The sequence below is a fragment of the Paraburkholderia phenoliruptrix genome, assembly GCF_902859825.1.
GTDB classification, from domain to species: domain Bacteria; phylum Pseudomonadota; class Gammaproteobacteria; order Burkholderiales; family Burkholderiaceae; genus Paraburkholderia; species Paraburkholderia phenoliruptrix.
The window spans coordinates 50,764-76,434 of sequence record NZ_CADIKB010000006.1 but is presented as its reverse complement, the minus strand read 5'-3'; the positions used below and the strand labels follow the sequence as shown (position 1 = coordinate 76,434).

The following is a 25,671-nucleotide window of genomic DNA, read 5'->3' as shown; positions in this document are numbered from 1 at the left end:
CAAGAAGCCGTCGCCCCGGGCGACGGCTTTTTTTCGCGCGCACAAGCGCAACGTCAAAACTACACGCACGTGAAAAAACGCCCACCCCGCGGAGCGCGAACGCAGCTTTTGTAACTGGCAGTAAGCCGCGTAACACACTAGCATGAAGGCGCCCCAAGCCTGCGCGTGGCGGGCACAGCGCTTGCTGTTTTATGGCCCTGTGTTTCCGCCGCACTGCACAAGTGCAAAAAACGCGTCCTTTGGGGGCCACCTTGCCGCTTAACGTTCTTCTTGTCGCTTCCGAAGCCCTTCCTCTCGCCAAAACCGGCGGACTTGGCGACATGGTCAGCGCCTATGCCGCAGCCTTGCAGGATACCGGCGTCGACGTCTCGATCCTGATGCCCGCGTATCCGGCGGCGCTCGCGCGCGCCGTCGACGTCACGCCGGTAGCGCGCATGACCGGCCTCCCGGGCGGCGATGCGCGTCTGTTACGCGCGCGCATGCCGGATAGCGGCGTGACGGTGCTGCTGCTGCAAATGGACCACCTGTTTGCGCGCGAAGGCTTGTACCGGGACCCGCAAGGACGCGACTACCTCGACAACCTGACGCGCTTCGCCTCGCTAGCGGCAGCCGCCACCCGGGTAGCGCGAGGCGTTCGCAATCTGAAACGCCCCGACATCGTGCACGCGCACGATTGGCATGCGGGTCTCACGCCGCTCTATATGCGTCTCGCAGGCGTTGCAGCAAAAAGCGTCTTCACGATTCACAACCTGGCCTTCCAGGGCAATCATCCGCTCGCGATGGGCGGCTGGATCGGCGTGCCGCCGGAGTTGCTCGTGCCCGCACTGAGCGACGAACGCAGCATCGAATATTACGGATCCCTTAGCATGATGAAGGCGGGTATCGTGCACGCGGACCGCGTCACGACCGTCAGCCGGCGCTATGCGCGCGAAATTCTCACGCCCCGCTTCGGTCACGGAATGGAAGGCGTGCTGCAGGCGCAGGCGGCCAAGCTTTCGGGAATCGTCAATGGAATCGACACGTCCATGTGGAATCCGGCTGCGGACGCGTACATCGCCCGCCCGTATTCGCTCGACGACACGGCCGGCAAGCAGGCCTGCAAGCGCGACTTGCAACAGGCGTTCGGTTTGACGCGCGACCCGTTCGCGCCGCTCGTCGCGATCGGCAGCCGGCTCACGCAACAGAAACTCGCGGACGTGGTGGCACGCGCGCTGCCCGTGCTGCTCGAGCAGCATCCACGTTTGCAGTTCGCGATTCTCGGCGAGGGCGAGCGTGCGCTCGAAGAGGCGCTGCAGGAGTTGGCCGCAGCGTGGCCGGGCCGCGTGGGCGTGCAGATCGGTTACGACGAGCGGCGCGCGCACATGCTGCATGCCGGTGCCGATATTCTGCTGCACGGCAGCCGCTTCGAGCCTTGCGGACTCACGCAACTCTATGCCATGCGTTACGGCACGGTGCCGGTGGCGTCGCGCGTGGGCGGCCTCGCGGATACGATTGTCGATTACGCGCCGGATCAGGCGCGCGAGGAAGACTGTGCGACCGGCTTCCTGTTCGACGGAGAGGACGTGCATGACGTCGTGCATGCGGTGGGCCGCGCGTTGGCCGCGTTCGTGCGGCCGTCGTCGTGGCATGCGTTGCAGCGCAATGCGATGAGCCGCGATTCGAGCTGGGAAGTGTCGACGTCGAACTATCTTGCACTCTACGCGGATCTCGTCGATGCACGTCCGGCACTGCGCGACACGCGGGTTCGCAAGACACCCGGCCGTTCGCGAACCGCAGCAGCCGGCGCGCGCCAGGCTCGGCGGGATGAGGCATTCAACGCGGGCGCCGGCGAGATGGTGCTGAGCGCGTAGCCGCAGCGCAGGGCTCGCGCGCGCTCGGGCCTCAGGACGCGCGCGAGACAAACGCGTAGCCGTCCTTACCGCTGCGCTTGACCTGGTACATGGCCGCGTCGGCGGCAGCCACGAGGCGGCGATAGTCGTCGACGAGATCCGGATAGGTGGCGATGCCGATGCTTGCGCGAACCATGCCCATGCCCATCTGCTCGTCCGTGCGCACCACGCAGCCAATCAGACGTTGCGCGATGTGACGCAGTTCTTCCTGCGCGGAGAACCGGCGAACGAGCACCGCAAATTCATCGCCGCCTATTCGCGCGACGACGTCGTCTCTGCGCACCGATTCGCGAAAGCGCTTTGAAACCTCGATGAGAAACTCGTCGCCGACGCGGTGGCCGAGCGAATCGTTGACCTGTTTGAAGCCGTCGAGGTCCATGTACAGCACGGCGATCTTCCCTTCGCCCGCGTCGCTCGACGCCTGCATGGCGGCCTCCTCCAGCGCGGCCACGAGCTTGCGCCGATTGGCGAGGCCCGTCATCGGATCGTGCAGCGCGGCGTGCTCGAATTCGTGCGACTGGCCGGCCAGTTGCCGGTTGCGCTTCGCGTACATGCCGAGCGCCGTGATCAGCATGCAGAACAACAGTGCCGCAATCGCAATGAGCATGCGCGAGACGAGCGTGATCCGCTTGCGCATGTCGGCGCTGTGCGCATCGCGCTGCGCGTGCCAGTAGGACGACGCGTTGCCGAGCAACGCGTCCATTTGCGCGAGCGTGGCATCGGGCAACAACACGGACGACGGAATACGCGGCGCGCCGGCGGGACTGGCATTCACCAGCGCGGCGAGCGAGGCGAGGCGCCGCGTCAGTTCGGCTCGCGCCTCGCGGTAGCCGTTCGCCGCGGCGTCGTGCGCGCCCGGTACTTCCTCCCATACGCCGACCCGCGTGCGCGCCGTCTGAGCGTGCTCGACGGCCTCGAGCACGAGGCTCGCGTATTCCTGTTTGACCTGATCGGAAAACACGGTTCTGATCTGCGTGGCCAGATACAACAGGCCGATCAGCAGGCACAGCAGCGACGCCACGGCGACGGTGGCTGGGCCGGGCGTGAGCCGCCAGCCGCCTGCGCGCAAGCGGCCCGGGCGCCAGGCGAAGAGCGGCTCAGGGATGCGAGTAGAGGTCTTGCTGGCTTCCGCTGCCATGTTGTCGATAGCTCACGCGTCGAAAGAACGAACCCATTCGTGCAAAGAGATTGCTTTTCCGCCGCGGGCTCGACGCCGACGCGCGTCGTTCCTGCTGGGCGTATCTCGCTTCACGCGCGGGGCGCGCGGAGGCGAGCTGCGGCGCCGCAGCTTCGGGAGCGCGTGCGACAGTCGGCACGGCGCGAGGCGAGAGGGCTGCTGCCGCCGCTGCGGTCGAGGGTGCGTCGGAGGAGTTGTCCGCCAGCACTTCTTCTTCCTCGTCGGGACGGGAGATCTGCCCGGTCCATGTCGACGGCTTGCGACTCTCGTCAACGGAAGATGCCGACGGCTGCGCCGGAATGGCCGGCAAGTCGAGCAACGCGATGGTGTCCGCGGGCGTGGTGGGGGCAACGCCGGGATTCCGCGTCGGTGCACCGAGCGCGGAGGTCACGAGGGGCGGGCTCGGCGGCGCTGCCGGCACCGTCGCGGCGGGCGGCGCGACGTCGACGTTCATGGCAAGCGGACTGCCGGTTCCCTCCGACGATTTCGCCAGCACGGCCGCCGCGTTACCCGGAGCAGGCATGCGTAGCGCCTGGCGCGCGCGGGCGATGGCCTCCGCGTAGGTCTGCTGATCGCTGTTGAACCACACGCCGTAAGCCACGGTACCGACGACGCCGAACGCAAGCGCGCTCGCCGCCGCCACGCACAGCGCGAGGCGTCCGAAGCGCGGCGTCACGCCGGTTGTTTCAGCCGTTCCGTTATCGAAGTCCACATCGTCGTTGTCCGCGCGAACATGAGGCAAGTCAGGATCGTTGTACATCGTAATACTCCGCAATTCTTCCGTCTGACGCTCCATCAGGCCTGATCACACAATTCGCACGGTCGATGCAAACGCTGCTGGAAGAATGTAACTCTCTCGTCCGATAGCGACAACACGACTCGCTCTGCTTCAAACGTCTGTTCGGCAGATCGCATTAGAGCCTGGAAAAGCAGGTAAAACGTTCAACGCCGCATGCCTATGCGACAAACCTCAGCGCGTTGACCCGACCGGTCCTCCGCTGCGAAGGCCCGCTGCGCGCAGCATTGAAGCCGGCAGCGGGTGCGGGGCCCGTTAACACGCAATAAGCAGGCCTGTTTTGGCGGATTTTAACTGCTGGGCGGCAGGCACGCTTCAAACATGCGCGCAACGCACGCATGAAAATGGTTGCGCGATCCACTAAACGGAGTGCTTTTCTCGCAGCCCCGCGCGCGGCAAAAAGCAGGACATTCTGCTCGCGCGCACCGCCGTTCGCAGTCGCCCCCGCCTTCTCCCCAGAGCGGAAAATTGGCGCGTTTCGCCGATATTTCGGCACAAAACCACTATGGCGAAATCGAAACACTTGGCGGCTCGCGCGCGGCGTGCTCCCACTTACTGGACGGTGATCGTCTCTTTCATATTCGGATGAATGCCGCAAAACACGTTGTACACGCCCGGCTTGTCGAACTTGAACTGGTAAGTATCGTTCTGATCGAGCGCTGCCGAGCGGAACATGCCCGCATCGTTGACGACCGTATGCGGCTCGCCGTCGAGGTTTTTCCACGTCACGGTCGTTCCGGCCTTGATCGTGAGCGCCATCGGCGAAAACATAAAGTTTTTGATGACCACCTGGCCGGGCGTTTCGGCCCACGCGGACAGCACCCCGGCGCCCGCGACGAGCGCGGCGCCGGCAATGAGTCCCCTCCATCCACGGCGAAGGAAATTGTTTCGCATGACTGATCTCCATGAAGTGGGTGGCCGCTACGACACCAGCGTCGCGTCGGCAAGCGTTGCTCCGAGCGGATGACGTGCGATCGTGACGCTCGTCACACCGAGCATCTTCGGAAGCTGAGCGCTTGCAACCGTCATCGGGCCGGGGCCCGGACCCTGCCCTGCAGCCGGTTGCGGATAGGCCGTGGAACGAGCAGTGTGAAAGGTGATGTTGCCCTCCACTTTCGAAACGATCTGATGGATATGGCCGTTCAACACCGTGACCGAGCCGAAGCGTTTCAGATAGCTCATCGCCTCGCCTGCGTCGCCGGTGCCCCAGCCCCACGGCTCATAGATCGTCCACATCGGCATGTGCGCGAAAACCACGATCGGCGTGCTCGATGAGCGCGCCTTGAGGTCGTTCTCGAGCCATTTCAATTGTTCGTCGCCTAAACTGCCGAGCCCGTTCGGCTTGAAGTGCATCACATTGACGAGACCGACGAAGTGCACACCGTCATGGTCGAAGCTGTAATAGCCCTTGTTATCCGACGCTTGACCAAAGCGGCTGAAGTACTCGGTGCCGGGGCCGTCGGTCACGTCGTGCTCGCCGGGGACGGTATGCAGTTCCGTGACCGGCAGTCCGGACAGCAATTGCGCGGCGAGATCGAACTCGGCGGCCTTCGAAAGATGCGTAATGTCGCCGGTATGAATGGCGAGCGCGGGCTTGACCGGCATGGCGTTGACGAACTCGATGGTCTGCTTCAGCGTGCCGGCAACGTCGGGGTTGGCTTCCTTGTTGAAGCCGATATGCGTGTCGCTGATCTGAAGAAAGAGCGGCACACCGGCCGTCGCGGCCGGTTTGCCGTCGGCGGCGAGCGCGAGCTGCATCGGCGTGAGAACGCCGCCCGCGAGAACGAAGAGCGTACCCGCGCCGCCGAAGGCGAGGCATTTCAGTGCGCCGCGGCGCGACGGATCGAAGGAATGTGACGACATGTTGGCCTCACGATAACGGGCCACCAACAGAGCGCCGGCTTATCCAGCGTTCTTCGGGCCCGGTTCGTCAGGCATGACTGCGGCCGCGCGGAATTTATTCCCGGCGGCCGCAAAAAGATCGTTCGCTGTGAGGCAACCTGCCTGGCTGGCTGGCATCGGATACACGATGCCACCCAGGCTGTCGGATTACTTACTGCGCCTGTGCCTTCTGCCGCAGCGCGCCTTGATAGCGGATCGTCGGCCGCAGCGACTGCGTGCTCGGCGCCGGCGCCTTCAGCAACTGGCGGGCAACCATCGCGTTCGCCGAACTGAGCGAGCCGATGCCCGTCTCACGCGACGGGTCCGCGAGACCATGCGCAACGAGCAGTTTCGCTTCGAGTTGCAAGCTCGTGAGCAGCACCGGATCTTTCAGGGCGCTGCTTTGCGCCAGCAACTGGCTCCATGCGTTGTTGCTGTAGTTCGTCACGTAATAGTCGAGGCCGCTCGGATCGGCGAGCACCGCGGAACAGCCGTTCAGCCGCACCTGCGTTTGCATGTCCTTCATCGCGACCGTCTTGCGCGAAGTCAGTCCGTCGCCATAAGCGAGCGTCAACGGAATGGTCCACTGCGTGCCCGGATACTGATTCTGATTCGGGAACGGCTGCTGTTTCAGCGTCACGATGGTCTGATTCGTCGTCAGATCGCACTGGGTGTCGAGCGAAATGAGCGGTACGCCGGTTTGCCGCACGAAGCTGTCGCCGATCGCGACCATCGGCTCGCCACTCGCCTTGCTGAGCTCGTCCCACAGACGCCTGGGCGTCACGTTGCCGAGCGAGTAGTCGGCCAGATACTGCTGCAGCCCCTTGCGCATCGTATCCTCGCCGAGATAGTTCTCGAGCATCTTCAGCACGTGGCCGCCCTTGTCATACGTGAAGGCACTCGCGCTCAGCACGAAGTCGTTGGACGCCCAGCCGTTGAAGTTCGGCTGCACGGGGAACGACGTGGACTTCAGATCCGCGTTGATGACCGCGTACTTGTTCTTCACCTGGTCGACCCAGCTGAAGCGGTCCGGGAAAAAGCGCACCTTCGTCTTGTTCTCGAAGAACGTCGCAAACGATTCGTTCAGCCAAACGTCGTCCCACCAGTCGAGCGTGACGAGATCGCCGAACCATTGATGCGCCGCCTCATGCGTGAGCACAGTCACGCCATAGTCGGACATGCTCGTGCCCGGCGCCGGCAGGATGTCGTCGGCGAATTCGAGAATGGCGCCCCAGTTTTCCATGCCGCCGAAGTTCAGGTCCTTCTGCTCCTTGAACGCGTCGTTGGCGGCGACCGTGTCGAACTTGGTGAGCGGCAACGGGATGCCGGTGTAGCGATAGTAGTAGTCGAGCGCCTGCTTGGTCTGCTGCATCGCGGGCCTCGCCCAGTCGCGCATGCCGGGCGGCGTGAAGATACGCAGGTGCAAGCCTTTGCCGTCGGGCAGCGGGCTCGTGAAGTCGTCTTCGAGAATATCGAATTGACCGCCGCCGAAGAACAGCAGATACGAAGGCATGGGCGGCGTCTTTTCGAACGACACCAGCTTGTAGCCGCTATCCACGTTCACAGCGGGCTTTTCTGCCGCGTTCGACACGACCTTCCAGTTCTGCGGCACTTCCGCGCTCACCTCATAGGTGGGGCGGAACGCCGGCTCGTCCCAGCCGGGGAACCATTGCCGCGCGAGATTCGACTCGCCTTGCGTGAGGATGGCGCCGCTCGTCGTACCGTCGGTCGCCTTCAGATCGACGCGGAACACGCCCTCGGCAGCGGAGCAGCCCGGATACGGATCGTTGCCGCAACTGCCGCCCGTTTTGGTCGCTGGGTCGTCATAGCTCTTGAAGTTGATGATGCCGGTCCACTCCATATGCAGCGAGTAGTTGCCCGCGGCGATCTGCCCGCTGACGGGCCGCAACTGATAAAAGTCGCCGTCGTCCTGCGGCGTCGCGATCAGCGCGATATTGCCGGGCTGAAGCGTGATGGTGCCGTTGGTGAACTTGATGCGATGTCCGGCGATGGTGATCGCGTTGACCGCCTTCTGCACCTTGATCTGGACGTCGGCGCGGCCGTCGAAGGACGACAGCGCGGGATTCGGCCTGAACCACAGCCTGTAGTTGATCGGCGTGACGGTGTTCGGCAGTTCGACCGGCTGCACGGTCTTGTCGATCGACGTGTCCGCGAGCACCGCGCTCGCGGGCGGCACCAATGCCACCTCGGAAGCGCTGGCTGGAGCTTGCGCGGATTTGCTCGTCAACGAAGCGGAGCCGTCTGCTCCACCGCAGCCCGCCAGGGCCATTATTCCGGCTAGCGCCAGACACTGCATCTGCAATCGGAAATTTATACGCATTTTTAATCCTCGACTGACAATATCGGTATAAAGAAAAGTGCGTTGAGTCACTTCAGCCGTGATTCTCTTTTTTCAGCAAAAAAGGTCTCCCGCACTAGCACCGAATTGCTAGCGAGAATAATGGGACGTGTTATGTCCTCAGCACTGAGCGCTGATTTTTATAAAAGCGAAACTTGTCTATTACAAAACTTTCAATATGTCGGCGAGACAAATCATTGCCGCCCCATAGATCGGCGGCCAGCCAAAGCCAGCGCGGCTCCTCGGTTAACCCGATAAACCGTGATCAGTTTGGACGACAGTGCGTAGCCTAGTTTGGCAAACGTTATCGTGTCAACTTCCTTTCACAAACTTTCCTGATTTCGCATTCAATCCATGCAATCCGAATACCCCAGCAATTAACCTGAGTTAATACTCTAAATATCGGATTTCCCCCGCCGCACTACGGAAAAATTTTTATTTTTTGAGTGCGTGGTGTGATAAGGCGAAAAACGGCAAGCCGACGGAATATCGGCGCCGTTTGTGTACTAGCTGTTGAGTCCAGCGAGAAATCGAAAAAGGTCCGGCTGCGCGGTCAGGTGCGCAGCGGTCTGAAGAAGCTGCGGATCTCGGCCGCGAGCAGATCCGGCTTCTCCATGGCGGCAAAGTGGCCGCCGCCCGGCATGTCGTTCCACTGCACGACGTTGAAGGTGCGTTCGAGCCAACTGCGCGGCGGACGACTGATCTCTTTGGGAAAGCGCGCAAAACCGACAGGCGTCGACACGTGCGAGCCGTGCGCAAAACGCATCGGCTGAAGTCGGTTCTCCCAGTACATCTGCATGGCGGGTGCAATGCTCTGCGTGTACCAGTAGAGCGAAATGTTGGTGAGCAACTCGTCCTTCGAAAACACGCGCTCGACATCGCCTTCGCAATCGCTCCACGCGCGGAATTTTTCGGCGATCCAGGCGGCGAGTCCCACAGGCGAATCGTTCAGCGAAGCCGCGAGCGTCAGCGGCTTCGTCGCGTGCATATGGGCGTAGCCGCCCTCGAGCGCGGCCCACTCGTTCCTGTCGCGCAAGAAGCCCTCTTCTTCAGGCGTCAACGGTTGCTGCGCGGCACCGGTTGCCGGCTCGTAGCTGCCCGGCAGGAAGTTCAGGTGAATGCCGTCGACCACCTGCGGATGCCGTGCCGCAAGCGCAATCGACACGCCTGCGCCGAGGTCGCCGCCTTGCGCGCCGAAGCGCTGGTACCCGAGGCCGTTCATCAGCGACACCCACAGGTCGGCAACCTGGAACGCGGACATGCCGGGCCGCGCGGGCGCTTGCGAGAACGCGAAACCGGGCAGCGAAGGCACGACCACATCGAACGAATCCGCAGGATCGCCGCCGAACGCCGCGGGATCGCACAGCCGCTCGAGCAGCGCCTCGAACTCGACAAACGAACCCGGCCAGCCATGGGTGACCACGAGCGGATAAGGCGCGGGGCCGACGCCGCGCCGATGCACGACATGCACGCGCTGCCCTTCGACATCGGCGATGAATTGCGGCAGCCGGTTCAGGCGCTGCTCCGCCGAGCGCCAGTCGAACCGGTTCGCCCAATAATCGGCAAGCTCGCGCAGCCATGCCGGGTCCACACCTTGCTGCCACGCCGGCGAAGGCGTCGCGGGCGCCCAGCGCGTGGCGCGAATACGGAGGCGCAGATCGTCGATGTCGTCTTGCGGCACGGCGATATGAAACGGCTCGATATGCATGGGGGTTGTCCGGGGCGCAATAGTCGATCGAGAGAATTTTGTGGCCGCGAGACGCGCGGCGCCTGGCGGGCATGAACCACGAAACTACCGGCATGGTACACAATGGCCGCATTTCCGTTTCGTGCGCTGGAGATCGACATGCTGGGAGCGCTTGCCGCCCTGCTTACGTTTCAATGCCTTGGAGAAGGCGTGTCTTACGTGTTCCATCTGCCCGTTCCCGGCCCGGTGATCGGCATGTTGCTGCTGTTCGGCTTCGTCATGATGCGCCCGCAAACCGCGGATGCGATCGAGCCCACCGCGCTCGAATTGCTGCGGCATCTGTCGCTGCTGTTCGTGCCGGCGGGCGTCGGCATCATGGTCTCGGCAAGCCGTATTCGCGGGGATGCGGTGGCGGTGATCGTTTCGATTGCAGTCAGCACGACGCTGGCGATTGCGGTGGCGGCGCTCGTCACGCGCGCGTTGATGCGCCGGCAGCAGCGCCGGCAACCGCACGATCGCGCCGACACGGAGGCCGCACAATGACCGCCTTGCCGAAGCTCGGCGCGATCTGGGTCTATCTTGCCGCGAGCCCGTTGCTCGGGCTCACGATCACGTTGATCGCGTATCTGATTGCGCAGACGTTGTATGCGAAGGCGCGCTTCAATCCGCTCGCCAATCCGGTGCTGATCGCGGTGGCGCTGCTGGTGGCGGTGCTCGAAATCACGGGCACGCCGTACCCCACCTATTTCGAGGGCGCGCAGTTCGTGCACTTCCTGCTCGGTCCGGCGACGGTCGCGCTTGCGTTGCCGCTCTATCGTCAGTGGCCGAAGTTGCGCCGCTATGCGTTGCCGCTCTTCGGCGGACTCGTGGCCGGCTCGTTGACGGCAATTGTCTCGGCGATTGGCGTGGCGGCGCTGTTCGGCGCCTCGCATCAGACGCTCGCGTCGCTCGCGCCGAAATCCGCGACCACGCCGATTGCGATGGCCGTCGCGTCGGAGATCGGCGGGATACCGTCGCTGACCGCGGTGCTCGTGATATCGACGGGCGTGTTCGGCGCCGTGTTCGCGCGCGCCATTCTCAACGGGCTGAAAATCGCCGAACCGGAAGTGCGCGGTTTTGCGCTCGGCATCGCGTCGCACGGCATCGGCACGGCGCGCGCCTTTCAGGTCAGCGAGCAGATGGGCGCATTCGCCGGGCTCGGCATGGGACTCAACGGCGTGTTTACCGCGTTTGTGGTGCCGGTGTTGATGCCGGTTGTTGTGCGGTGGCTCGCGGGGTAAAGGTTAGGTGTACACAACGCAAGCAGCCATTCACCTCGCATAGTTTGAAGGACGTGCGCTTTTATGCGATGCTAGCCACGCCCCAGCGCAGGTCACGTCATTGCAGGTCCCCACAAGAGGGTGTGAGAGGCAGACCAATCCTGTTGTCCATTCCCTGTGGAGGAGACATGATTGTGTCATCGCAAGTGCGCAGCATTCACTGTGCCGGCCGCGCACCCGGCTTTTCATCGCAGCCCTTCTTTTGCGCCGCCCGCCTGAAGCCGTTGCATCGCGCCGCCGCCGTGTCGAGCGTTGCCCTTCTCATTGGGCTGTCGTCCGTCTGTCGTGCCGACACGCAGGTCGGCGGCACGCTGCCGCCCGCGCCGGACAAACTCTATGGCGAGCTCTTCGTGGCCGTGCAAACGGCGCAGATCTATCCGGACCAGAAGACCTTCGTCGATGCCACGCCGAACGCGGACCCCGCCGCGATCGTGCAGCTGTATCAGCAACAGAAGAACAATCCCGGCTTTTCGCTTGCCAGCTTCGTGAACCAGTACTTCACGCCGCCGAGCGAGCCGGTCATCACGCCGCCCGCGAACCAGACGCTGCGTGAGCACATCAACTGGCTATGGCCCGCCCTCACCCGCACGACCACGAGCGCGCCGCCCAACAGCTCGCTGATTCCGTTGCCGAAGCCCTATGTCGTGCCCGGTGGCCGCTTTCGCGAAGGCTACTATTGGGACACCTACTTTACGATGCTGGGCCTTCAGGAAGCGGGCCGCGAAGACCTCGTCGACAACATGCTCGACAACTTCGCGTACATGATCGACACGTTCGGTCATATTCCCAACGGCAATCGCACGTATTATCTCGACCGCTCGCAGCCGCCCTTCTTCTCGCATATGGTGGAGCTCGCGGCCAAAGTGGAAGGACATGGCGTCTATCAGAAGTACCTGCCCGCGCTGCGCAAGGAATACGGCTACTGGATGCAGGGCGAAAGCTCGACGCCGGCCGGGTCGGCGACGCGCAACGTGGTCGTGATGCACGACCGCTCCGTGCTGAACCGCTATTGGGACGAACTCGACACGCCTCGCGACGAATCGTATCTGGAAGACATTCAGACCGCGCAAAAGGCAACCGGCCGCAATCCGAACGACGTCTACCGCGAACTGCGCGCGACCGCCGAAAGCGGCTGGGATTTCAGTTCGCGCTGGTTCGGCGACAACATGACGCTCGCGACGGTGCGCACCACGTCGATCATCCCCGTCGATCTGAACAGCCTCATGTTCCATCTGGAAATCACCATCGCGAAAGGCTGCGGCGAGACGCGCGATTTCCGCTGCGTCGGCGAATTCGCGGGACGGGCGGCGAAGCGCGCGCTTGCCATCAACCGCTACTTGTGGAACCCGAACGGCTACTACGGCGACTATGACTGGCAGCTCGCCAAACCGCGCGACAACAAGACGGCGGCCATGGTGTTCCCGCTCTTCGTCGGCGCGGCATGGCCGGATCGCGCGAAAAAGACCGGGGAGCAGGTGCAGTCCACATTGCTGCAGCCTGGCGGCCTCGTCACGACGACCTACAACACCGCCCAACAGTGGGACGCGCCGAACGGCTGGGCGCCGCTGCACTGGGTCGCGATCCAGGGTCTGAAGCGCTACGGCCAGGACGCGCTCGCGCAGCAGATCGGCACGCGCTTTCTCGCCGACGTAAAGGGCGTCTATGCGTCGGACAGGAAACTGGTCGAAAAATACGTGGTGGAAGGCGCCGGCACGGGCGGCGGTGGCGGCGGCGAATATCCGCTGCAGGACGGCTTCGGCTGGACTAATGGCGTCACGCTGAAACTGCTCGATCTATACAGCCCGGGCGAGTGAACCCGGCACACACGCGGCGCGCCGGCCGGCACGATGAGACCCGACACCGCCCGCCAGCAACGATCGGACGCATAAATACTGTATAAAAACACAGTATAATAGCCGGCATGAACCAGTCATTTGCCGGCGGGCCGAACCCCGCCGGGCGTTCGATCATGGCATTCCAGCAAGGCTTGTTTGCGCCCGAGCCGGTCACGCTCTTTACCGACAAGGAAGGCGGCATCCGTTATCTGCCCGAATCCGTTCCGCTTGCGCGCGCGCAACAGTGGTTCGGCGAGGCGCTCGGCAATATCGGCTGGAGCAGCCATCAGCGCATCATGTACGAGCGCGAGGTGGCCGTACCACGGCTCATCGCCACTTTCATGCGCGACGCACAAGATCTGCCGGCGCCGCTTGCCGAAGCCTTCGAGGCGGTGCGAGCGCTCGTCGGCGCCCCGTTCAACCGGGTGGGTCTCAACCTGTATCGCGACGAACACGACAGCGTCGCGCCGCACAACGATAAAACCGCGAACCTCGTGCGCGGCGAACCGATCGCGATCGTATCGCTCGGCGCGACGCGCCGCATGACCATTCGCCCGAAAAAAGGGCCCGGCCGCGCCGTGCACGTCGACCTGGAGGCCGGCAGTTGCCTCGTCATGAGCTACGCGTCGCAGTTCACGCACGACCACGGCATTCCGAAGCTTGCCGAAAGCGTCGGGCCGCGCATCAGCCTCGCGTTTCGCTGCTACGAAGGCCCGTAGGAACAGTCGATAAGCGCGCAGACGCCTGACTACACGGCAAAAATGTCCGGATTCTCCAGCAGCGGCACGAATTGACCGGTGCGGCCGTCGAGTGCGAGCATCACCCCGCTCTCGATGTCGAAAATCCAGCCGTGCAGCTGCAGCTTTTTGTTCGCAAGGCCGACGGCCACGGAAGGATGCGTGCGGATATTCGCGAGCTGCGCGACTACGTTGTCCTTGACGAGCGCGTCGAGGCGCTCGGCGGGCGACTGATAGGTGCGCGACGCGTGAATCGCCTTGGCGGCATCCGCGTGACGCAGCCAGCCCGCGACGGCCGGCAGGTGTTCCAGGTTGGTGTTGGTCGTGATGGCCGTCATCGCGCCGCAGTTCGAGTGGCCGCAAATCACGATGTCGCGCACGCCCAGCACCGCGACCGCATACTCGACCGTCGCCGAGACGCCGCCCGGCTCCGGACCATACGACGGCACGATATTGCCCGCATTGCGAATCACGAACAGCGCGCCGGGCTCCGCCTGCGTGAGCAGCTCGGGCACCACCCGGCTGTCCGAGCAGGTCACGAACAGCGTACTCGGACTTTGCGCGGTCGACAGCCGCTTGAACAAGGCGCTTTGCTGCGGAAACACGTCGCGTTGAAAGCGGATCAAGCCCTCGATGATTTCCTGCACGAAGTTCTCCAGATAGTCAAAGGGCGCGCGGCGCACGGCACGGCCGCGAAGAATTCGCGCGACTATACCGCGTTACCGTGCCCAGAGCCCGCGCCGCACGCCAGTGCAGCCACGGCTTGTCGGTCAAGCCCGCTCCCTGCGGGCCGCCCGCGACGCCGTGCTCACGGGCCGGTCTTGTCGAAGTCGCGCGTTTCGAGTTCCACCGATTGCCCGCCGTTCTTTTCGAGCACGCGCTGCGCGGCCTTTTCGATCTGCGCGCGGTTGGCCTCGAACGTGCCCACCAGATCGTGCGCCGACGGGCCGCCGTTGCCGAAATGGTCGTTCAGTGCATCGAGCGAGACGCTGCACCAGACGTCCTTTCCATCGACATTGGCTTCGAAGGCGACGCGCGCGGCCGCCACCACTTCACGGCGTCCGGTGAATTCGATCCTCATAATGACCCTCCATGTGTCGAAAGAATCTCGTCGGTTGCAATCCCTATGCCACCCCTATGCCACCCCTGCGCCACGCCGGCCCCGCTGGCCGTCCGACAGCGCAAATTGCGCACAAGGTGCATACTCGATGTCCGCTGCCGTCGCACCGCCGTCCTGCTGCGCCCGCCCTGCCGGCGGCGCGGCGCGCAGGCGCGGTGCAGGCGTCGCCCGGCAGGCGCACCCACTATTCTGATACCAACTTCGTCCCATGTCCCGCAATCCGCAATCGTCGCGTCCCCTCGTCATTGCTTCCGTGATGGCTTCCATGGCCATGGTCGCCATCGAAGCCACCATCGTTTCCACTGCCATGCCGCAGATCGTCGCCCAACTCGGCGATCTGCATCTGTACAGCTGGGTCTTCTCGTCCTTCCTGCTGGCGCAAACGGCCATCACCGTCGTGTTCGGCAAGCTCGCCGATCTCTATGGCCGCAAGCCGGTCATGCTGGCCGGCATCGCCATCTTTCTCGTCGGCTCAGTGCTGGCGGGCTTCGCATGGTCGATGCCGGCCATGATCGCGTTCCGTCTGATTCAGGGCGTCGGCGCAGGCGCGATCCAGCCGGTCACGCTGACCATCGTCGCGGACCTGTACCCGGCGCGCGAACGCGGCAAGGTGCAAGGCTATCTCGCGAGCGTGTGGGCGATTGCCGCAGTGGTCGGGCCGATGGTCGGCGGCTTCATCATCCGCAACATGTCGTGGGCGTGGATCTTCTGGATGAATGTGCCGATCGGCCTCGCATCGGCAGCCGGCTTTATTGCGTTCCTGCGCGAATCGGAGCGGCACGCGCGCCCTTCCATCGACTTCGCGGGCGCAGCGCTCTTCATGGCGGCCATCGCCGCACTGATGACCGGACTCACCTACGCGGGCGACGACGACCTCGCGCACGCATCCATGGCCGGCGGCGCATTCGTCGTGTGTCTCGTGCTGTTCGTGCTGCAGGAGCGCCGGGCGAAAGAGCCGATGATCTCGTTCGCATTGTGGAGCCGCCGCCCCATTGCCGCGTGCAACGGCGCGACCGTGCTGTCCGGCATGATCCTGATGGGCTCCACCACGTTCCTGCCGATGTACGTGCAAGGCGTGCTGAACCGCTCGCCGGTGATAGCGGGCCTCGCGCTCACGATGATGATGGTCGGCTGGCCGGCCGGCGCGACGCTCGCCGCCAAGTCGTTTCACCGTATCGGCTTGCGGCGCATGCTGATAGGCGGCAGTACGTTCATTCCCGTGGGCGCGGTGCTGTTGCTGTTGCTTGCGCCGGGCGGCTCGCCGGTCGTCGCCGGGCTGGGCTCACTGGTGATGGGCTTCGGCATGGGCATTTCCAGCGTCAGCTGCCTCATGCTGATTCAGGAAATCGTCAAGATGGACGAGCGCGGCAGCGCCACGGCGTCGAATCTATTTTCGCGCAACCTCGGCAGCACACTCGGCGCCACCCTGTTCGGCGCGGTGCTCAATTTCGGTCTGAGTCATTCGCGAGGCAGCGCGGTGGTCACATCCGATCAACTGAAAAGCCTGCTGCAAAACCAGGCTGCGAGCCTCGGCGGCGGCAACGCTATCCGCATGGTGCTGCATCAATCGCTGCACCTCACCTTCCTGTCGATCTTTGCGATAGCGATTTTCGTGGTCGCGCTGCTCACGCTCGTGCCGGCGATCACCATCGGTGCGGAAAAGAAGATGCCGCTGGAGGCGCTCTCGCCGCTGGAAGACTGACGCGCTGAGATCGCCGAACCATTGAACCATTCGAGGCGGCCCGTGGCGAACCCGCCGCTGCGCTCGCGCAGCGCGCGCCCGGCGCTGCCGCGCGGTCAGCCTTTCGCGTACAGCGTCGAGTTGGCGAAACCGTCCGCGGCGAGCACCTCGCCGACGAGGATCAACGCCGTGCGCTCGATGTGCGTCGACTGAACCTTGCCGAGAATATCGTCGAGCGTGCCGGTGATCTTTTCCTCGTCCGGCCAGCTTGCGCGATAGATCACCGCGATCGGACACGCGCCGCCGTAATGCGGCCGCAATTCGTCGACGATACGCGCAAGGTGCCGCACGCCCAGATGAATCGCCATCGTCGCGCGATGCCGTGCGAGATCGGCGAGCTGTTCGCCCTCGGGCATCGCTGTCTTCGTCGCGTAACGCGTCAGGATCAGCGTCTGCGAAATGCCGGGCAAGGTCAGCTCGCAGCCGAGCGCCGCCGCGCACGCAGCGGTGGCCGTCACGCCCGGCACGATCTCGTACGGAATGGCGAGTTCGCACAGCCGGCGAATCTGTTCGCCAATGGCGCCATACAACGAAGGATCGCCCGAATGCACGCGCGCCACGTCCTGGCCTTTATCGTGTGCGTTTTTCAGCAAGGCCACGATTTCATCGAGATCGAGCTCGGCGGTATTGACCACCTGTATCGCCGAATGTCCGTCCAGCACCGCGGCCGGCACGAGCGAGCCGGCATACAGAATCACCGGACAACTGCGCACGAGGCGCTGCCCCTTCACCGTAATCAGTTCCGGGTCCCCAGGACCCGCGCCGATAAAAAACACCGTCATTCAGTACTCCGTGATTGATGCGGGCGATTCAGTGCGACAGACGCAGCGCGGCGAGCAGATCCGCGGCGCTTGCAAATTCGCGGTCCGCTGCGGGCAACGGCGGGCGGCGCAGCATCACGACAGGCAGACCACGCTCGCGGGCGACCTGGAGCTTCGCTTCCGTCGCACCGCCGCCGCTGTTCTTGCTGACCAGCACGTCGAACGCTTGCAGCGCAAAGAGCGCCCGTTCACCTTCCAGCGTGAAGGGCCCGCGCGCGGCGAGGATGCGAGCGCGTGCGGTATCCGCGTGCGCGTCGAGGCAACGCACGGACCAGAATTGATGCGCGGGAATCTCGTCGAGGTGCGTGAGCGGCTCGCGGCCGAGTGTGAAGAGCGGCCGCCGGAACGACGCAAGCGCCGCCGTGAGTTCGTTCCAGTTATCGACCATGCGCCAGTCGTCGCCCGCCTGCGGCTGCCATGCGGGCCGGCGCAGCGCCCAGCACGCGACACCCGCGGAGCGCGCCGCCTGCACCGCGTTCGCGCTGATCCGCGCCGCGTAGGGATGCGTCGCGTCGATCACAAGGCCGATGTCTTCGTCTTCGATATAGCGCTGCAGGCCTTCGCTGCCGCCAAAACCGCCCACGCGCACCGCGCACGGCAGGTCGTCGGGCACCTTGCCGAGGCCGGCGAGACTGTACACGTCGCGAGGGGCCAGGTGCCGCGCCATCCGTAATGCGTCGCCGGTGCCGCCGAGCAGCAAAATCCGCGTCATCGCGCGGCTCCGATCAGATGGCCTTGCCGGTCGATTGCGAACATCTCGACATTCACCTGCGGCGGCACGATCTCGCGCGCCACGCGCAGCGCGTGGGCACAGACAATGTCGGCGAGCGGCACGTGCTGCGCATGCGCCAGCGCGACGGCCTGCTGGCTCGTGTTCGCCGCGCGAATCGCGGCTTGCAACGCGTCGTCGGCGCCGTGCGCGGCGGCCCAGCCGGCAAGCCGTTCGAGGTCGATGCTCGAATTACGGCTATGCAGGTCGAGATGGCCGGCGGCGAGCTTGCTCAGCTTGCCGAAGCCGCCGCAAATACTCAGACGTTCGACCGGCGCGCGCTTCATATGCTTCAGCACCGCGCCGACGAAGTCGCCCATTTCGATCAGCGCGATGTCAGGCAAGCCGTAATGCGCGCGCATGGCGTCTTCGCTGGCGTTGCCGGTGCAGGCGGCCAGATGCGTGTAGCCGTTCGCGCGCGCGACGTCGATGCCCTGATGAATCGACGCGATATACGCCGAGCACGAAAACGGCCGCACGATGCCGGTCGTGCCCAATATCGACAAGCCGCCGAGAACCCCGAGCCGCGGATTCATGGTCTTCTGCGCGAGCGCTTCGCCGCCCTCCACGCCGACCGTCACCTCGAAGCCGCCGCGATATGCATGCTCGGCCGCGAGTTCGGCGAGATGCGCGGTCATCATCTGGCGCGGCACGGGGTTGATCGCCGGCTCGCCCACTGCAAGCGTCAGTCCGGCGCGCGTGACGGTGCCGACGCCCGGCCCCGCGCGGAATACCACGCCCGGCTCCGCGAGCAGGCGCACGCGCGCGAACACCACGGCGCCGTGCGTGACGTCGGGGTCGTCGCCGGCATCCTTGATCGTGCCGGCCTCGGCGCCCTCGTCCGTCAGACGGCAGAAGACGAGCGGCATCGGCACATGCTGGCCCTTGGGCAGCACGATCTCCGCAACCTCGCTCGCGACTCCCGCGAGCAGCAGACGCGCCGCCGCCAGCGACGTCGCGGTGGCGCAACTGCCGGTCGTGTAGCCGCTGCGCAGCGGCGCGGGTTGTTCGGGTGTTTCGTCGCGCATGGCGGTCAGGCGGATTCAGCGGATTCAGCGGAAGCGGCGCGATTTCTGTCACGCGCAGCGTCGTTGCCGCCCGAGACCTTCACCGCCTCGTACAGCGTGATCGGCAGCGCCTGACGCCACGTGTCGAATCCGCCGAGCGGCTGTGCGTCGGCAAGCGCGATCCGCGTGAGCGTGCCGCCCTGACGTTCGCGCCACGCCGCGAGCACCGCCTCGCCCTGCAGCGTGACCGCGTTGGCGACCAGCCGGCCGCCGTCGCGCAGACTGGCCCAGCACGCTTCCAGCACGCCGGGCACCGTCACGCCGCCGCCGATAAATACGGCGTCCGGCGCGGGCAATCCTTCGAGCGCTTGCGGTGCGCGGCCCGCGACGAGTTGTAGCCCCGGCACGCCCAACGCGTCGCGATTGTGTCCGATGAAACCTTGACGCTCCGCGTGCGATTCAATGGCAATCGCCCGGCAAGCCGGATGCGCGCGCATCCATTCAATGCCGATCGAGCCGCTGCCCGCGCCCACGTCCCACAGCAATTGGCCGGGCGTCGGTGCGAGACGCGCCAGCGTGATGGCGCGCACGTCGCGCTTGGTCAACTGGCCGTCGTGACGGAACGCGTCGTCGGGCAAGCCGCAGGTGAGCGGCAGACGCGGCGCGCCTGCGGTGGCGCGGCATTCGAGCGCGATCAGATTGAGCGCGGCGACTTCGCCCGTGGACCATTGGTCCGCGCGGCCGTCGATGCGCCGCTCGGCCTCGCCGCCGAGATGTTCGAGCACGCTCATGCACGTCGCGCCGAAGCCACGCGCATTCAGCAAGGCCGCGAGCGCCGCAGGCGTGCCGCCGTCGGCGCTCAGCACGAATACGCGCGCGCCGTCGTACAGATACGCGTTGACGCTCGCTAAAGGCCGCCCCACCAGCGACACGGTCGCCACCTCCTGCAACGGCCAGCCGAGCCGCGCGGCCGCGAGCGAACCCGACGAAGGCGCAGGCAGCACGCGCAAGGCGTCAGGCGGCACTCGCCTTGCGAGCGTCGCGCCCACGCCGAACAGCATCGGATCGCCGCTCGCGAGCACGCACACCGGCCGGCCTCGCTCGGCAAGCAGCGGCGCGAGATCGAACGGACGCGGCCATGCGACGCGGCGCGCGGCGAGCCTCGCCGGCAGCATCGACAGATGACGCTCGCCGCCGTAAATCACCGACGCCTCCAGCAACGCGCGCCGCGCGGGCCGTCCCAAACCCGCGAAGCCGTCGTCGCCAATACCTACTACCGTCAGCCACGCCGGCATGCATCCTTCCTCATCTGGTATCTCAAACAATGCGCTGCGCTACGCCGGTCAAAGCGTCCAGCCTCGTTGTGCTATCCGAAAAAAGGCATAATACAGCCGCCGGTGCCCTTCGGGGCCTAACAGGGAACACAGCGCCGAGCAGTTTGCCGCTGTGGCTGCCCCCGCAACTGTATGCAGCGAGTCCGCCTGCGCTGAGCGCCACTGGTTTCACCGGGAAGGCCGCGGCGGACGACGACCTGCGAGCCAGGAGACCTGCCGGCGAGACTGTTCGTGCCAGCCAACATCGGGCGGGGTGTACCGATGCCGCAGCCAAGCCGCAGCATCGCTTGCTCGGGCCGTCGCGCGACGCTAACCGCGGTGTCCGTCTTGAATCGAGCTTCGTCCTCCACTGTTCTGCCCGACGCGGCTTGCGCGCTGCGGCCCTCGGCGTGTCCGGGGCTCGCGCGCATCGTGGCCGCGCGCGACGGCGGCATCTGCCGGATCAAGCTGCCGGGCGGCGAGCTGAGCGCGGCGCAAGCAGACGCGATCGCGCATGCCAGCGCGCGGCATGCGGCGGGCGTGATCGAGCTGACCAATCGTGCGAATCTGCAACTGCGCGGCGTGCGCGGCGGCGAAGAGGCGGCGCTGATTGCCGCGCTGGTCGACGCGAGGCTCGGGCCTTTGCCCGACGGCGAGGCCGAGGGCGAGGCCCGGCTCGATGCCCTGGCCGCCGACGACATCCGCAATGTGATGATCAGTCCCACGGCCGGCCGCGATCCGTGCGCGCTCTTCGACACCCGGCCGCTGTGCGCTGCGCTGCTCGCGCTGCTGCAAAGCGACGCGCGTTTCGCGGCGCTATCGCCGAAATTCGCGCTGCTCGTGGATGGCGGCGAGCGCCTTGCACGGCTCGATCATCCGCATGACGTGTGGCTCGCGGCAGCGCAGGACGGCTCGGGCGAGATCCGTTTTATGTTCGGCCTTGCGGGGTGCCCGCCTGCGGGTGCGACGGAGTCGGCAGCTTGGGCGGCAACTCAGGCGGCAGTGAGCGCAGCGACAGGTGCCGCAACAGGCGGACTCGCGAACGCGCCAGCAAGCTCACGAGCGCAAGCACGAGCAAACGCACCAGCAAGCTCGACGACAAGCGCGGCAGGAGACGCCGCAGCAAAAGCGGCAGTAAATGTGGCAGCAAACGCCCCACCAAGCGCGCCGCCGGCAAATCCCCAAGGCGCGCTAGCCGCGGTGCTGCCGTCGCAAGTCCCGGCGCTCGTGCGCGCGCTGCTGCACACGTTTCTCGACCTCGCCGCCGCCGACGCCACCCGCATGCGTCACCTGCTCGCCGCCCATCCGGTCGATGCGATATTGCAGCACGCACAAACCTATGTCGATTTCCCGCTGACGCGCGACGCCGCGCTCGCCGACTGGCGGCGCAGCACGCCCGCCGATGCGGCGCTGCGCGTCGGTGCACACGGCGAGCGGAGCGCGGGAACATGGCACGTCGGCGGGCAGCCGCTGCTCGGCAGGATCGATGCGCACATCCTGCCCGGCCTCGCCTCGCTGGCGCGGCAGCATGGCGACGGCACACTACGCATCACGCCATGGCAAAGCGTCCTGCTGCCCGCCATCGCGACACACGCGGTACCCGCCGTGCTTGCTGCGCTCAAGAAGCTCGGCCTCGCATGCGACTCCCATGATCCGGCTACGCGCCTCGTCGCCTGTGCCGGTTCGAGCGGCTGCGCGAAGAGCCTCGCGGACACCAAGGCCGATGCGCTCGCGCTCGCGAAGCATCTGCCCGCCGGCCTCGACGTGCACCTGAGCGGCTGCCCGCGCTCCTGCGCTGCCGCGCATTGCGCGCCGTTCACGTTGCTCGCCGCGGCGCCGGGCGTCTACGACCTTTATCGACGCGACGCGCGGCCGGGCTTCGGCGAATGCGTCGCGCGCCAACTGACAATTGGGCGAGCCGCAGCGACGCTCGCGCGGCTCGCCCGAAGTGAACCGATGCATGACCCAGATGAGTGACACCGATGCTTGATTACATTCGCGACGGTCAGGAGATCTATCGCCAATCCTTTGCGACGATCCGCGCCGAAGCCGATCTGTCGCGCATCCCCGCCGACCTCGAGAAGCTGGCCGTGCGCGTGATCCACGCGTGCGGGATGGTCGACGTGATCGACGATCTCGCGTTCTCGCCCGACGCAGGCACAGCGGGCCGCACGGCGCTCGCGCAAGGCGCGCCGATTCTCTGCGATGCTGGCATGGTCGCGCAAGGCATCACACGCGCGCGGCTGCCGGCGAACAACGAGGTGATCTGCACACTGGCGCACGAGCAGGTGCCCGCGCTCGCGCGCGCGCTCGGCAATACGCGCTCGGCCGCGGCGCTCGAATTGTGGCGTCCGCGCCTCGCGGGCAGCGTCGTCGTGATCGGCAATGCGCCGACCGCGCTCTTTCATCTGCTCGACATGCTCGATGCCGGCGCGCCAAAGCCCGCGCTGATTCTCGGCTTTCCGGTGGGATTCGTCGGCGCGGCGGAATCCAAAGCCATGCTCGAGGAAAACAGCCGCGGCGTGCCGTATGTCGTCGTGCACGGTCGTCGCGGCGGCAGCGCAATGGCCGCGGCCGCCGTCAATGCCCTCGCGACGGAGGTCGAATGACGGCCCCGCAGCCACCCAGAGGACGTCTTTTCGGACTCGGCGTCGGGCCGGGCGATCCTGAACTCATCACGGTAAAGGCGCTGCGTCTGCTGAAAGCCGCGCCGGTGGTCGCGTACTTCGTCGCAAAAGGCAAGAAGGGCAACGCGTTCAGCATTATCGAGGCGCATCTGCACGACGCGCAGCAACACCTGCCGCTCGTCTACCCCGTGACAACGGAGGCGCTCGCGCCGCCGCTCTCGTATGAGGCGATCATCGCCGACTTCTACGATACGGCGGCGCAGATTGTCGGCGCTCATCTGGATGCAGGCCGCGACGTGGCCGTGATCTGCGAAGGCGACCCGTTTTTCTACGGCTCGTATATGTATCTGCACGACCGGCTCGCGGCGCGCTACGAAAGCGAGGTCGTGCCCGGCGTGTGCTCGATGCTCGGCGGCGCCGCCGTGCTGGGCGCGCCGCTCGTCTATCGCAACCAGAGCCTGTCGGTACTCTCGGGCGTGCTGCCGGAAGAGGAACTGCGGCGCCGTCTCGCGGATGCCGACGCCGCCGTCGTCATGAAGCTCGGCCGCAATTTCGACAAGGTGCGGCGCGTGCTCGGCGAACTCGGCCTCGCGCAGCGCGCGTTGTACGTCGAGCGCGCGACGATGGGCAATCAGCGCATCGTGCCGCTCGCCGAAGTCGATCCGATGGCGTCGCCGTACTTTTCGCTGCTGGTGGTGCCGGGGGAAAAATGGCAAGGATGATGCCGCCCGCCATCGTCATTCTGGGCGCGGGCGCGCTCGCTGCTGCGCGCAACATTCAGGCGCTGTATCCAGACTCGCTAGTGCACGCGCTGCAAGGTCGCGTGGAAGCCGACGTCGCCTACAGCGAACTGGGCGCGCACCTGCGCGACCTGTACGCGCGCGGCACGCCGATCGTCGCGTTGTGCGCGGCCGGCATTGTGATTCGCTGCGTCGCGCCCCTGCTGTCGAACAAGGGCGCCGAGCCGCCGGTGCTCGCTGTTGCCGAAGACGGCAGCGCGGTCGTGCCTCTGCTCGGCGGCCTTGCCGGCGTCAACGTGATGGCGCGCGAGATTGCCGCCGCGCTTTGCGTATCGCCTGCCATTACGACGAGCGGAGAGGTCCGCTTCGGGACTTGCGTGCTGAATCCGCCGGAGGGTTACACACTCGCCGATCTCGGCCAGGGCAAGCGCTTCGTGTCGGATCTGCTCGCCGGCGAAAGCACGCGAGTGGAAGGCGAGGCACCGTGGCTCGACGACGCGCAACTGCCGCGCTCGGCCTCGGCGCGACTGGCGATTCGCGTGACGCCGCGTGCGTGGGACGGACGCGCGGATGAGCTTGTGATTCATCCACGCAGCGTGGTGGCGGCTGTGACGCTGGGCGATCTGCGGGAAAGCGCTGGGCCTCGCGTGATGAGCCAATTGCCGGCACAGGCTGGGGCGGCTGTCGGCAAAGACGCGAACGCACATACACGCGCTGAAGAAGCGAACATCGAAGCCGCCGCGAGCATCGAGGCGCGCGTTCGCGCTTGCCTCGACGCCCACGGCCTCGCGGTGCTTTCGCTCGCGGCCTTGCTGGCATCGACGGAAGACATGACGAACGCGGCGCTCGCCCAGGCCGCCAAGCGGCTGAACGTGCCGCTGCGATTCGCACCCATGCCTGCCGACGACAACGACAACGGCGCTTCACCGGCGCATCTGTTGCACGCCGCGTTGCGCGTGCCTTACGAAACGCTGCATGACGATCGCAACGAGGGCGTCGCGCTTGCACTAGCGCCGCTCGCCATCGACCCTGGCACGATAGGCCGCGCGCGCGGGCGCCTGACGGTGATCGGCCTCGGCCCCGGCAGCGCCGAGCTGATGGTGCCCGCCGCGCGCAAGGCGCTCGACGAAGCCACCGACATTCTCGGCTACGACACCTACGTGAAAATGGCGGGCCCGCTGCGCGCCGACCAGCGCGTGCACGGCACCGACAACCGCGAGGAAATGCAGCGGGCGCGCCACGCGTTCGAACTCGCAAGCGCGGGACGCTCGGTGGTGATGGTGTCCTCCGGCGATCCCGGCGTATTCGCAATGGCGGCCGCCGTGCTGGAAACACTCGACACGTCCGCGAACAGCGCCTGGGCGGCAGTGGAACTGCGCATCGTGCCCGGCGTCTCGGCGGCCATGGCGACCGCGGCGCAGGCCGGCGCGCCGCTCGGCCACGACTTCTGCATGCTGTCGCTGTCGGACAATCTGAAGCCGTGGAGCATCATCGAAACGCGTTTGCGGCATGCCGCGCAAGCCGACCTCGTGATGGCGTTCTACAACCCGATTTCGCGCGCGCGGCCCTGGCAACTCGACAAGGCGCTCGACATCGTGCGCGAGTACCGGGCGGCGAATACGCCGGTCGTGCTCGGTCGCGACATCGGCAGACCCGGCGGCACACTGCGCACGGTGACGCTCGGCGAGCTGCGCTCCGCCGATGTCGACATGCGCACGATGGTGATCGTAGGCTCGTCGACGACGCGGCAGTTCACCCGAGGCGCGCGGTGGGCGCAATGGGTGCAATGGGTGTATACGCCGCGCTGGTATCAGTGAGCGCAGCGTAACGCGTGCTGCTGGCGCATCGACGTT

At 65.6% G+C, this 25,671-nt stretch carries 22 protein-coding genes and 1 riboswitch; of the genes, 10 read left to right on the top strand and 12 right to left on the bottom strand.

Annotated elements, in window-relative coordinates; all coding sequences use genetic code 11:
• The first annotated feature begins 251 nt into the window (after nucleotides 1-251).
• Nucleotides 252-1,850, top strand: a complete 1,599-nt coding sequence (gene glgA / locus HV711_RS09255; protein WP_035485762.1) for a glycogen synthase GlgA — start codon at nucleotides 252-254, stop codon at nucleotides 1,848-1,850.
• A gap of 31 nt (nucleotides 1,851-1,881) precedes the next feature.
• Here the strand turns inward: glgA and HV711_RS09250 are convergent, their stop codons facing one another.
• The 6 genes from HV711_RS09250 to HV711_RS09225 form a co-directional block, all read right to left on the bottom strand.
• Nucleotides 1,882-3,027 (bottom strand): GGDEF domain-containing protein, encoded by a 1,146-nt coding sequence (locus HV711_RS09250; protein ID WP_028359903.1) that lies wholly within the window; start codon nucleotides 3,025-3,027, stop codon nucleotides 1,882-1,884.
• Entirely contained in the window at nucleotides 2,987-3,826 is an 840-nt protein-coding gene (locus HV711_RS09245) for a hypothetical protein (RefSeq protein ID WP_035485764.1), read from the bottom strand. The genes HV711_RS09250 and HV711_RS09245 overlap by 41 nt, the downstream gene beginning before the upstream one ends.
• A gap of 588 nt (nucleotides 3,827-4,414) precedes the next feature.
• Nucleotides 4,415-4,756 carry a cupredoxin domain-containing protein gene (locus HV711_RS09240; protein WP_035485766.1) on the bottom strand — a complete coding sequence of 114 codons (342 nt, stop codon included), beginning with the start codon at nucleotides 4,754-4,756 and terminating at the stop codon, nucleotides 4,415-4,417.
• A 27-nt stretch (nucleotides 4,757-4,783) separates the two neighbouring features.
• Entirely contained in the window at nucleotides 4,784-5,725 is a 942-nt protein-coding gene (locus HV711_RS09235) for a metallophosphoesterase family protein (protein ID WP_013590193.1), read from the bottom strand.
• A 190-nt stretch (nucleotides 5,726-5,915) separates the two neighbouring features.
• Nucleotides 5,916-8,084 carry a M1 family metallopeptidase gene (locus tag HV711_RS09230; protein ID WP_035485769.1) on the bottom strand — a complete coding sequence of 723 codons (2,169 nt, stop codon included), beginning with the start codon at nucleotides 8,082-8,084 and terminating at the stop codon, nucleotides 5,916-5,918.
• Between the two features lie 571 nt (nucleotides 8,085-8,655).
• Entirely contained in the window at nucleotides 8,656-9,810 is a 1,155-nt protein-coding gene (locus HV711_RS09225; protein ID WP_035485772.1) for an epoxide hydrolase family protein, read from the bottom strand.
• 138 nt (nucleotides 9,811-9,948) lie between these two features.
• On the opposite strand from HV711_RS09225, the gene HV711_RS09220 reads away from it, so the two are divergent.
• The 4 genes from HV711_RS09220 (at nucleotide 9,949) to HV711_RS09205 (ending at nucleotide 13,662) form a co-directional block, all read left to right on the top strand.
• On the top strand, nucleotides 9,949-10,332 hold the full coding sequence (locus HV711_RS09220) for a CidA/LrgA family protein (RefSeq protein ID WP_013590196.1): 384 nt from the start codon (nucleotides 9,949-9,951) through the stop codon (nucleotides 10,330-10,332).
• The gene (locus tag HV711_RS09215) at nucleotides 10,329-11,069 is read left to right on the top strand and encodes an LrgB family protein (RefSeq protein WP_035483802.1); all 741 of its coding nucleotides are present in this window, start codon (nucleotides 10,329-10,331) and stop codon (nucleotides 11,067-11,069) included. The genes HV711_RS09220 and HV711_RS09215 overlap by 4 nt, the downstream gene beginning before the upstream one ends.
• A gap of 167 nt (nucleotides 11,070-11,236) precedes the next feature.
• Nucleotides 11,237-12,922, top strand: coding sequence for an alpha,alpha-trehalase TreA (gene treA, locus HV711_RS09210; protein WP_035483805.1), 1,686 nt, complete (start codon nucleotides 11,237-11,239; stop codon nucleotides 12,920-12,922).
• A 107-nt stretch (nucleotides 12,923-13,029) separates the two neighbouring features.
• On the top strand, nucleotides 13,030-13,662 hold the full coding sequence (locus tag HV711_RS09205; protein WP_035483806.1) for an alpha-ketoglutarate-dependent dioxygenase AlkB: 633 nt from the start codon (nucleotides 13,030-13,032) through the stop codon (nucleotides 13,660-13,662).
• Nucleotides 13,663-13,691: 29 nt separating this feature from the next.
• Here the strand turns inward: HV711_RS09205 and HV711_RS09200 are convergent, their stop codons facing one another.
• The gene (locus HV711_RS09200; RefSeq protein ID WP_028359896.1) at nucleotides 13,692-14,327 is read right to left on the bottom strand and encodes a carbonic anhydrase; all 636 of its coding nucleotides are present in this window, start codon (nucleotides 14,325-14,327) and stop codon (nucleotides 13,692-13,694) included.
• 161 nt (nucleotides 14,328-14,488) lie between these two features.
• On the bottom strand, nucleotides 14,489-14,761 hold the full coding sequence (locus HV711_RS09195) for a DUF1488 family protein (protein ID WP_013590206.1): 273 nt from the start codon (nucleotides 14,759-14,761) through the stop codon (nucleotides 14,489-14,491).
• 247 nt (nucleotides 14,762-15,008) lie between these two features.
• Here HV711_RS09195 and HV711_RS09190 point away from each other — a divergent pair, with 247 nt between their 5' ends.
• Nucleotides 15,009-16,502 carry an MDR family MFS transporter gene (locus tag HV711_RS09190; RefSeq protein ID WP_035483809.1) on the top strand — a complete coding sequence of 498 codons (1,494 nt, stop codon included), beginning with the start codon at nucleotides 15,009-15,011 and terminating at the stop codon, nucleotides 16,500-16,502.
• 95 nt (nucleotides 16,503-16,597) lie between these two features.
• On the opposite strand, the gene cobM is transcribed toward HV711_RS09190, so the two are convergent.
• From cobM to HV711_RS09170, 4 genes are read right to left on the bottom strand one after another with little or no spacing between them, the layout of a single operon-like run.
• Nucleotides 16,598-17,323, bottom strand: coding sequence for a precorrin-4 C(11)-methyltransferase (cobM, locus tag HV711_RS09185; protein WP_028359895.1), 726 nt, complete (start codon nucleotides 17,321-17,323; stop codon nucleotides 16,598-16,600).
• A 28-nt stretch (nucleotides 17,324-17,351) separates the two neighbouring features.
• Entirely contained in the window at nucleotides 17,352-18,074 is a 723-nt protein-coding gene (locus HV711_RS09180) for a cobalt-precorrin-6A reductase (RefSeq protein ID WP_028359894.1), read from the bottom strand.
• Nucleotides 18,071-19,159 (bottom strand): cobalt-precorrin-5B (C(1))-methyltransferase, encoded by a 1,089-nt coding sequence (locus HV711_RS09175; RefSeq protein WP_035483812.1) that lies wholly within the window; start codon nucleotides 19,157-19,159, stop codon nucleotides 18,071-18,073. The genes HV711_RS09180 and HV711_RS09175 overlap by 4 nt, the downstream gene beginning before the upstream one ends.
• Before the next feature lie 5 nt (nucleotides 19,160-19,164).
• Nucleotides 19,165-20,433, bottom strand: coding sequence for a bifunctional cobalt-precorrin-7 (C(5))-methyltransferase/cobalt-precorrin-6B (C(15))-methyltransferase (locus tag HV711_RS09170; protein WP_035483813.1), 1,269 nt, complete (start codon nucleotides 20,431-20,433; stop codon nucleotides 19,165-19,167).
• Nucleotides 20,434-20,516: 83 nt separating this feature from the next.
• Nucleotides 20,517-20,707: riboswitch (cobalamin riboswitch) on the top strand.
• Nucleotides 20,708-20,790: 83 nt separating this feature from the next.
• Between HV711_RS09170 and HV711_RS09165 the strand changes: the two genes are divergently transcribed.
• Genes HV711_RS09165 through cobJ form a run of 4 tightly spaced genes read left to right on the top strand, consistent with a single transcriptional unit; the run spans nucleotide 20,791 to nucleotide 25,635 of the window.
• On the top strand, nucleotides 20,791-22,428 hold the full coding sequence (locus HV711_RS09165; protein ID WP_279612650.1) for a ferredoxin-like domain-containing protein: 1,638 nt from the start codon (nucleotides 20,791-20,793) through the stop codon (nucleotides 22,426-22,428).
• 5 nt (nucleotides 22,429-22,433) lie between these two features.
• Nucleotides 22,434-23,060 carry a precorrin-8X methylmutase gene (locus tag HV711_RS09160; RefSeq protein WP_035483816.1) on the top strand — a complete coding sequence of 209 codons (627 nt, stop codon included), beginning with the start codon at nucleotides 22,434-22,436 and terminating at the stop codon, nucleotides 23,058-23,060.
• Nucleotides 23,057-23,800, top strand: coding sequence for a precorrin-2 C(20)-methyltransferase (locus HV711_RS09155; protein WP_014971814.1), 744 nt, complete (start codon nucleotides 23,057-23,059; stop codon nucleotides 23,798-23,800). Before HV711_RS09160 ends, HV711_RS09155 begins: the two co-directional genes overlap by 4 nt.
• Nucleotides 23,797-25,635 carry a precorrin-3B C(17)-methyltransferase gene (gene cobJ / locus HV711_RS09150; RefSeq protein WP_035483817.1) on the top strand — a complete coding sequence of 613 codons (1,839 nt, stop codon included), beginning with the start codon at nucleotides 23,797-23,799 and terminating at the stop codon, nucleotides 25,633-25,635. Before HV711_RS09155 ends, cobJ begins: the two co-directional genes overlap by 4 nt.
• The last annotated feature ends 36 nt before the right edge of the window (nucleotides 25,636-25,671 follow it).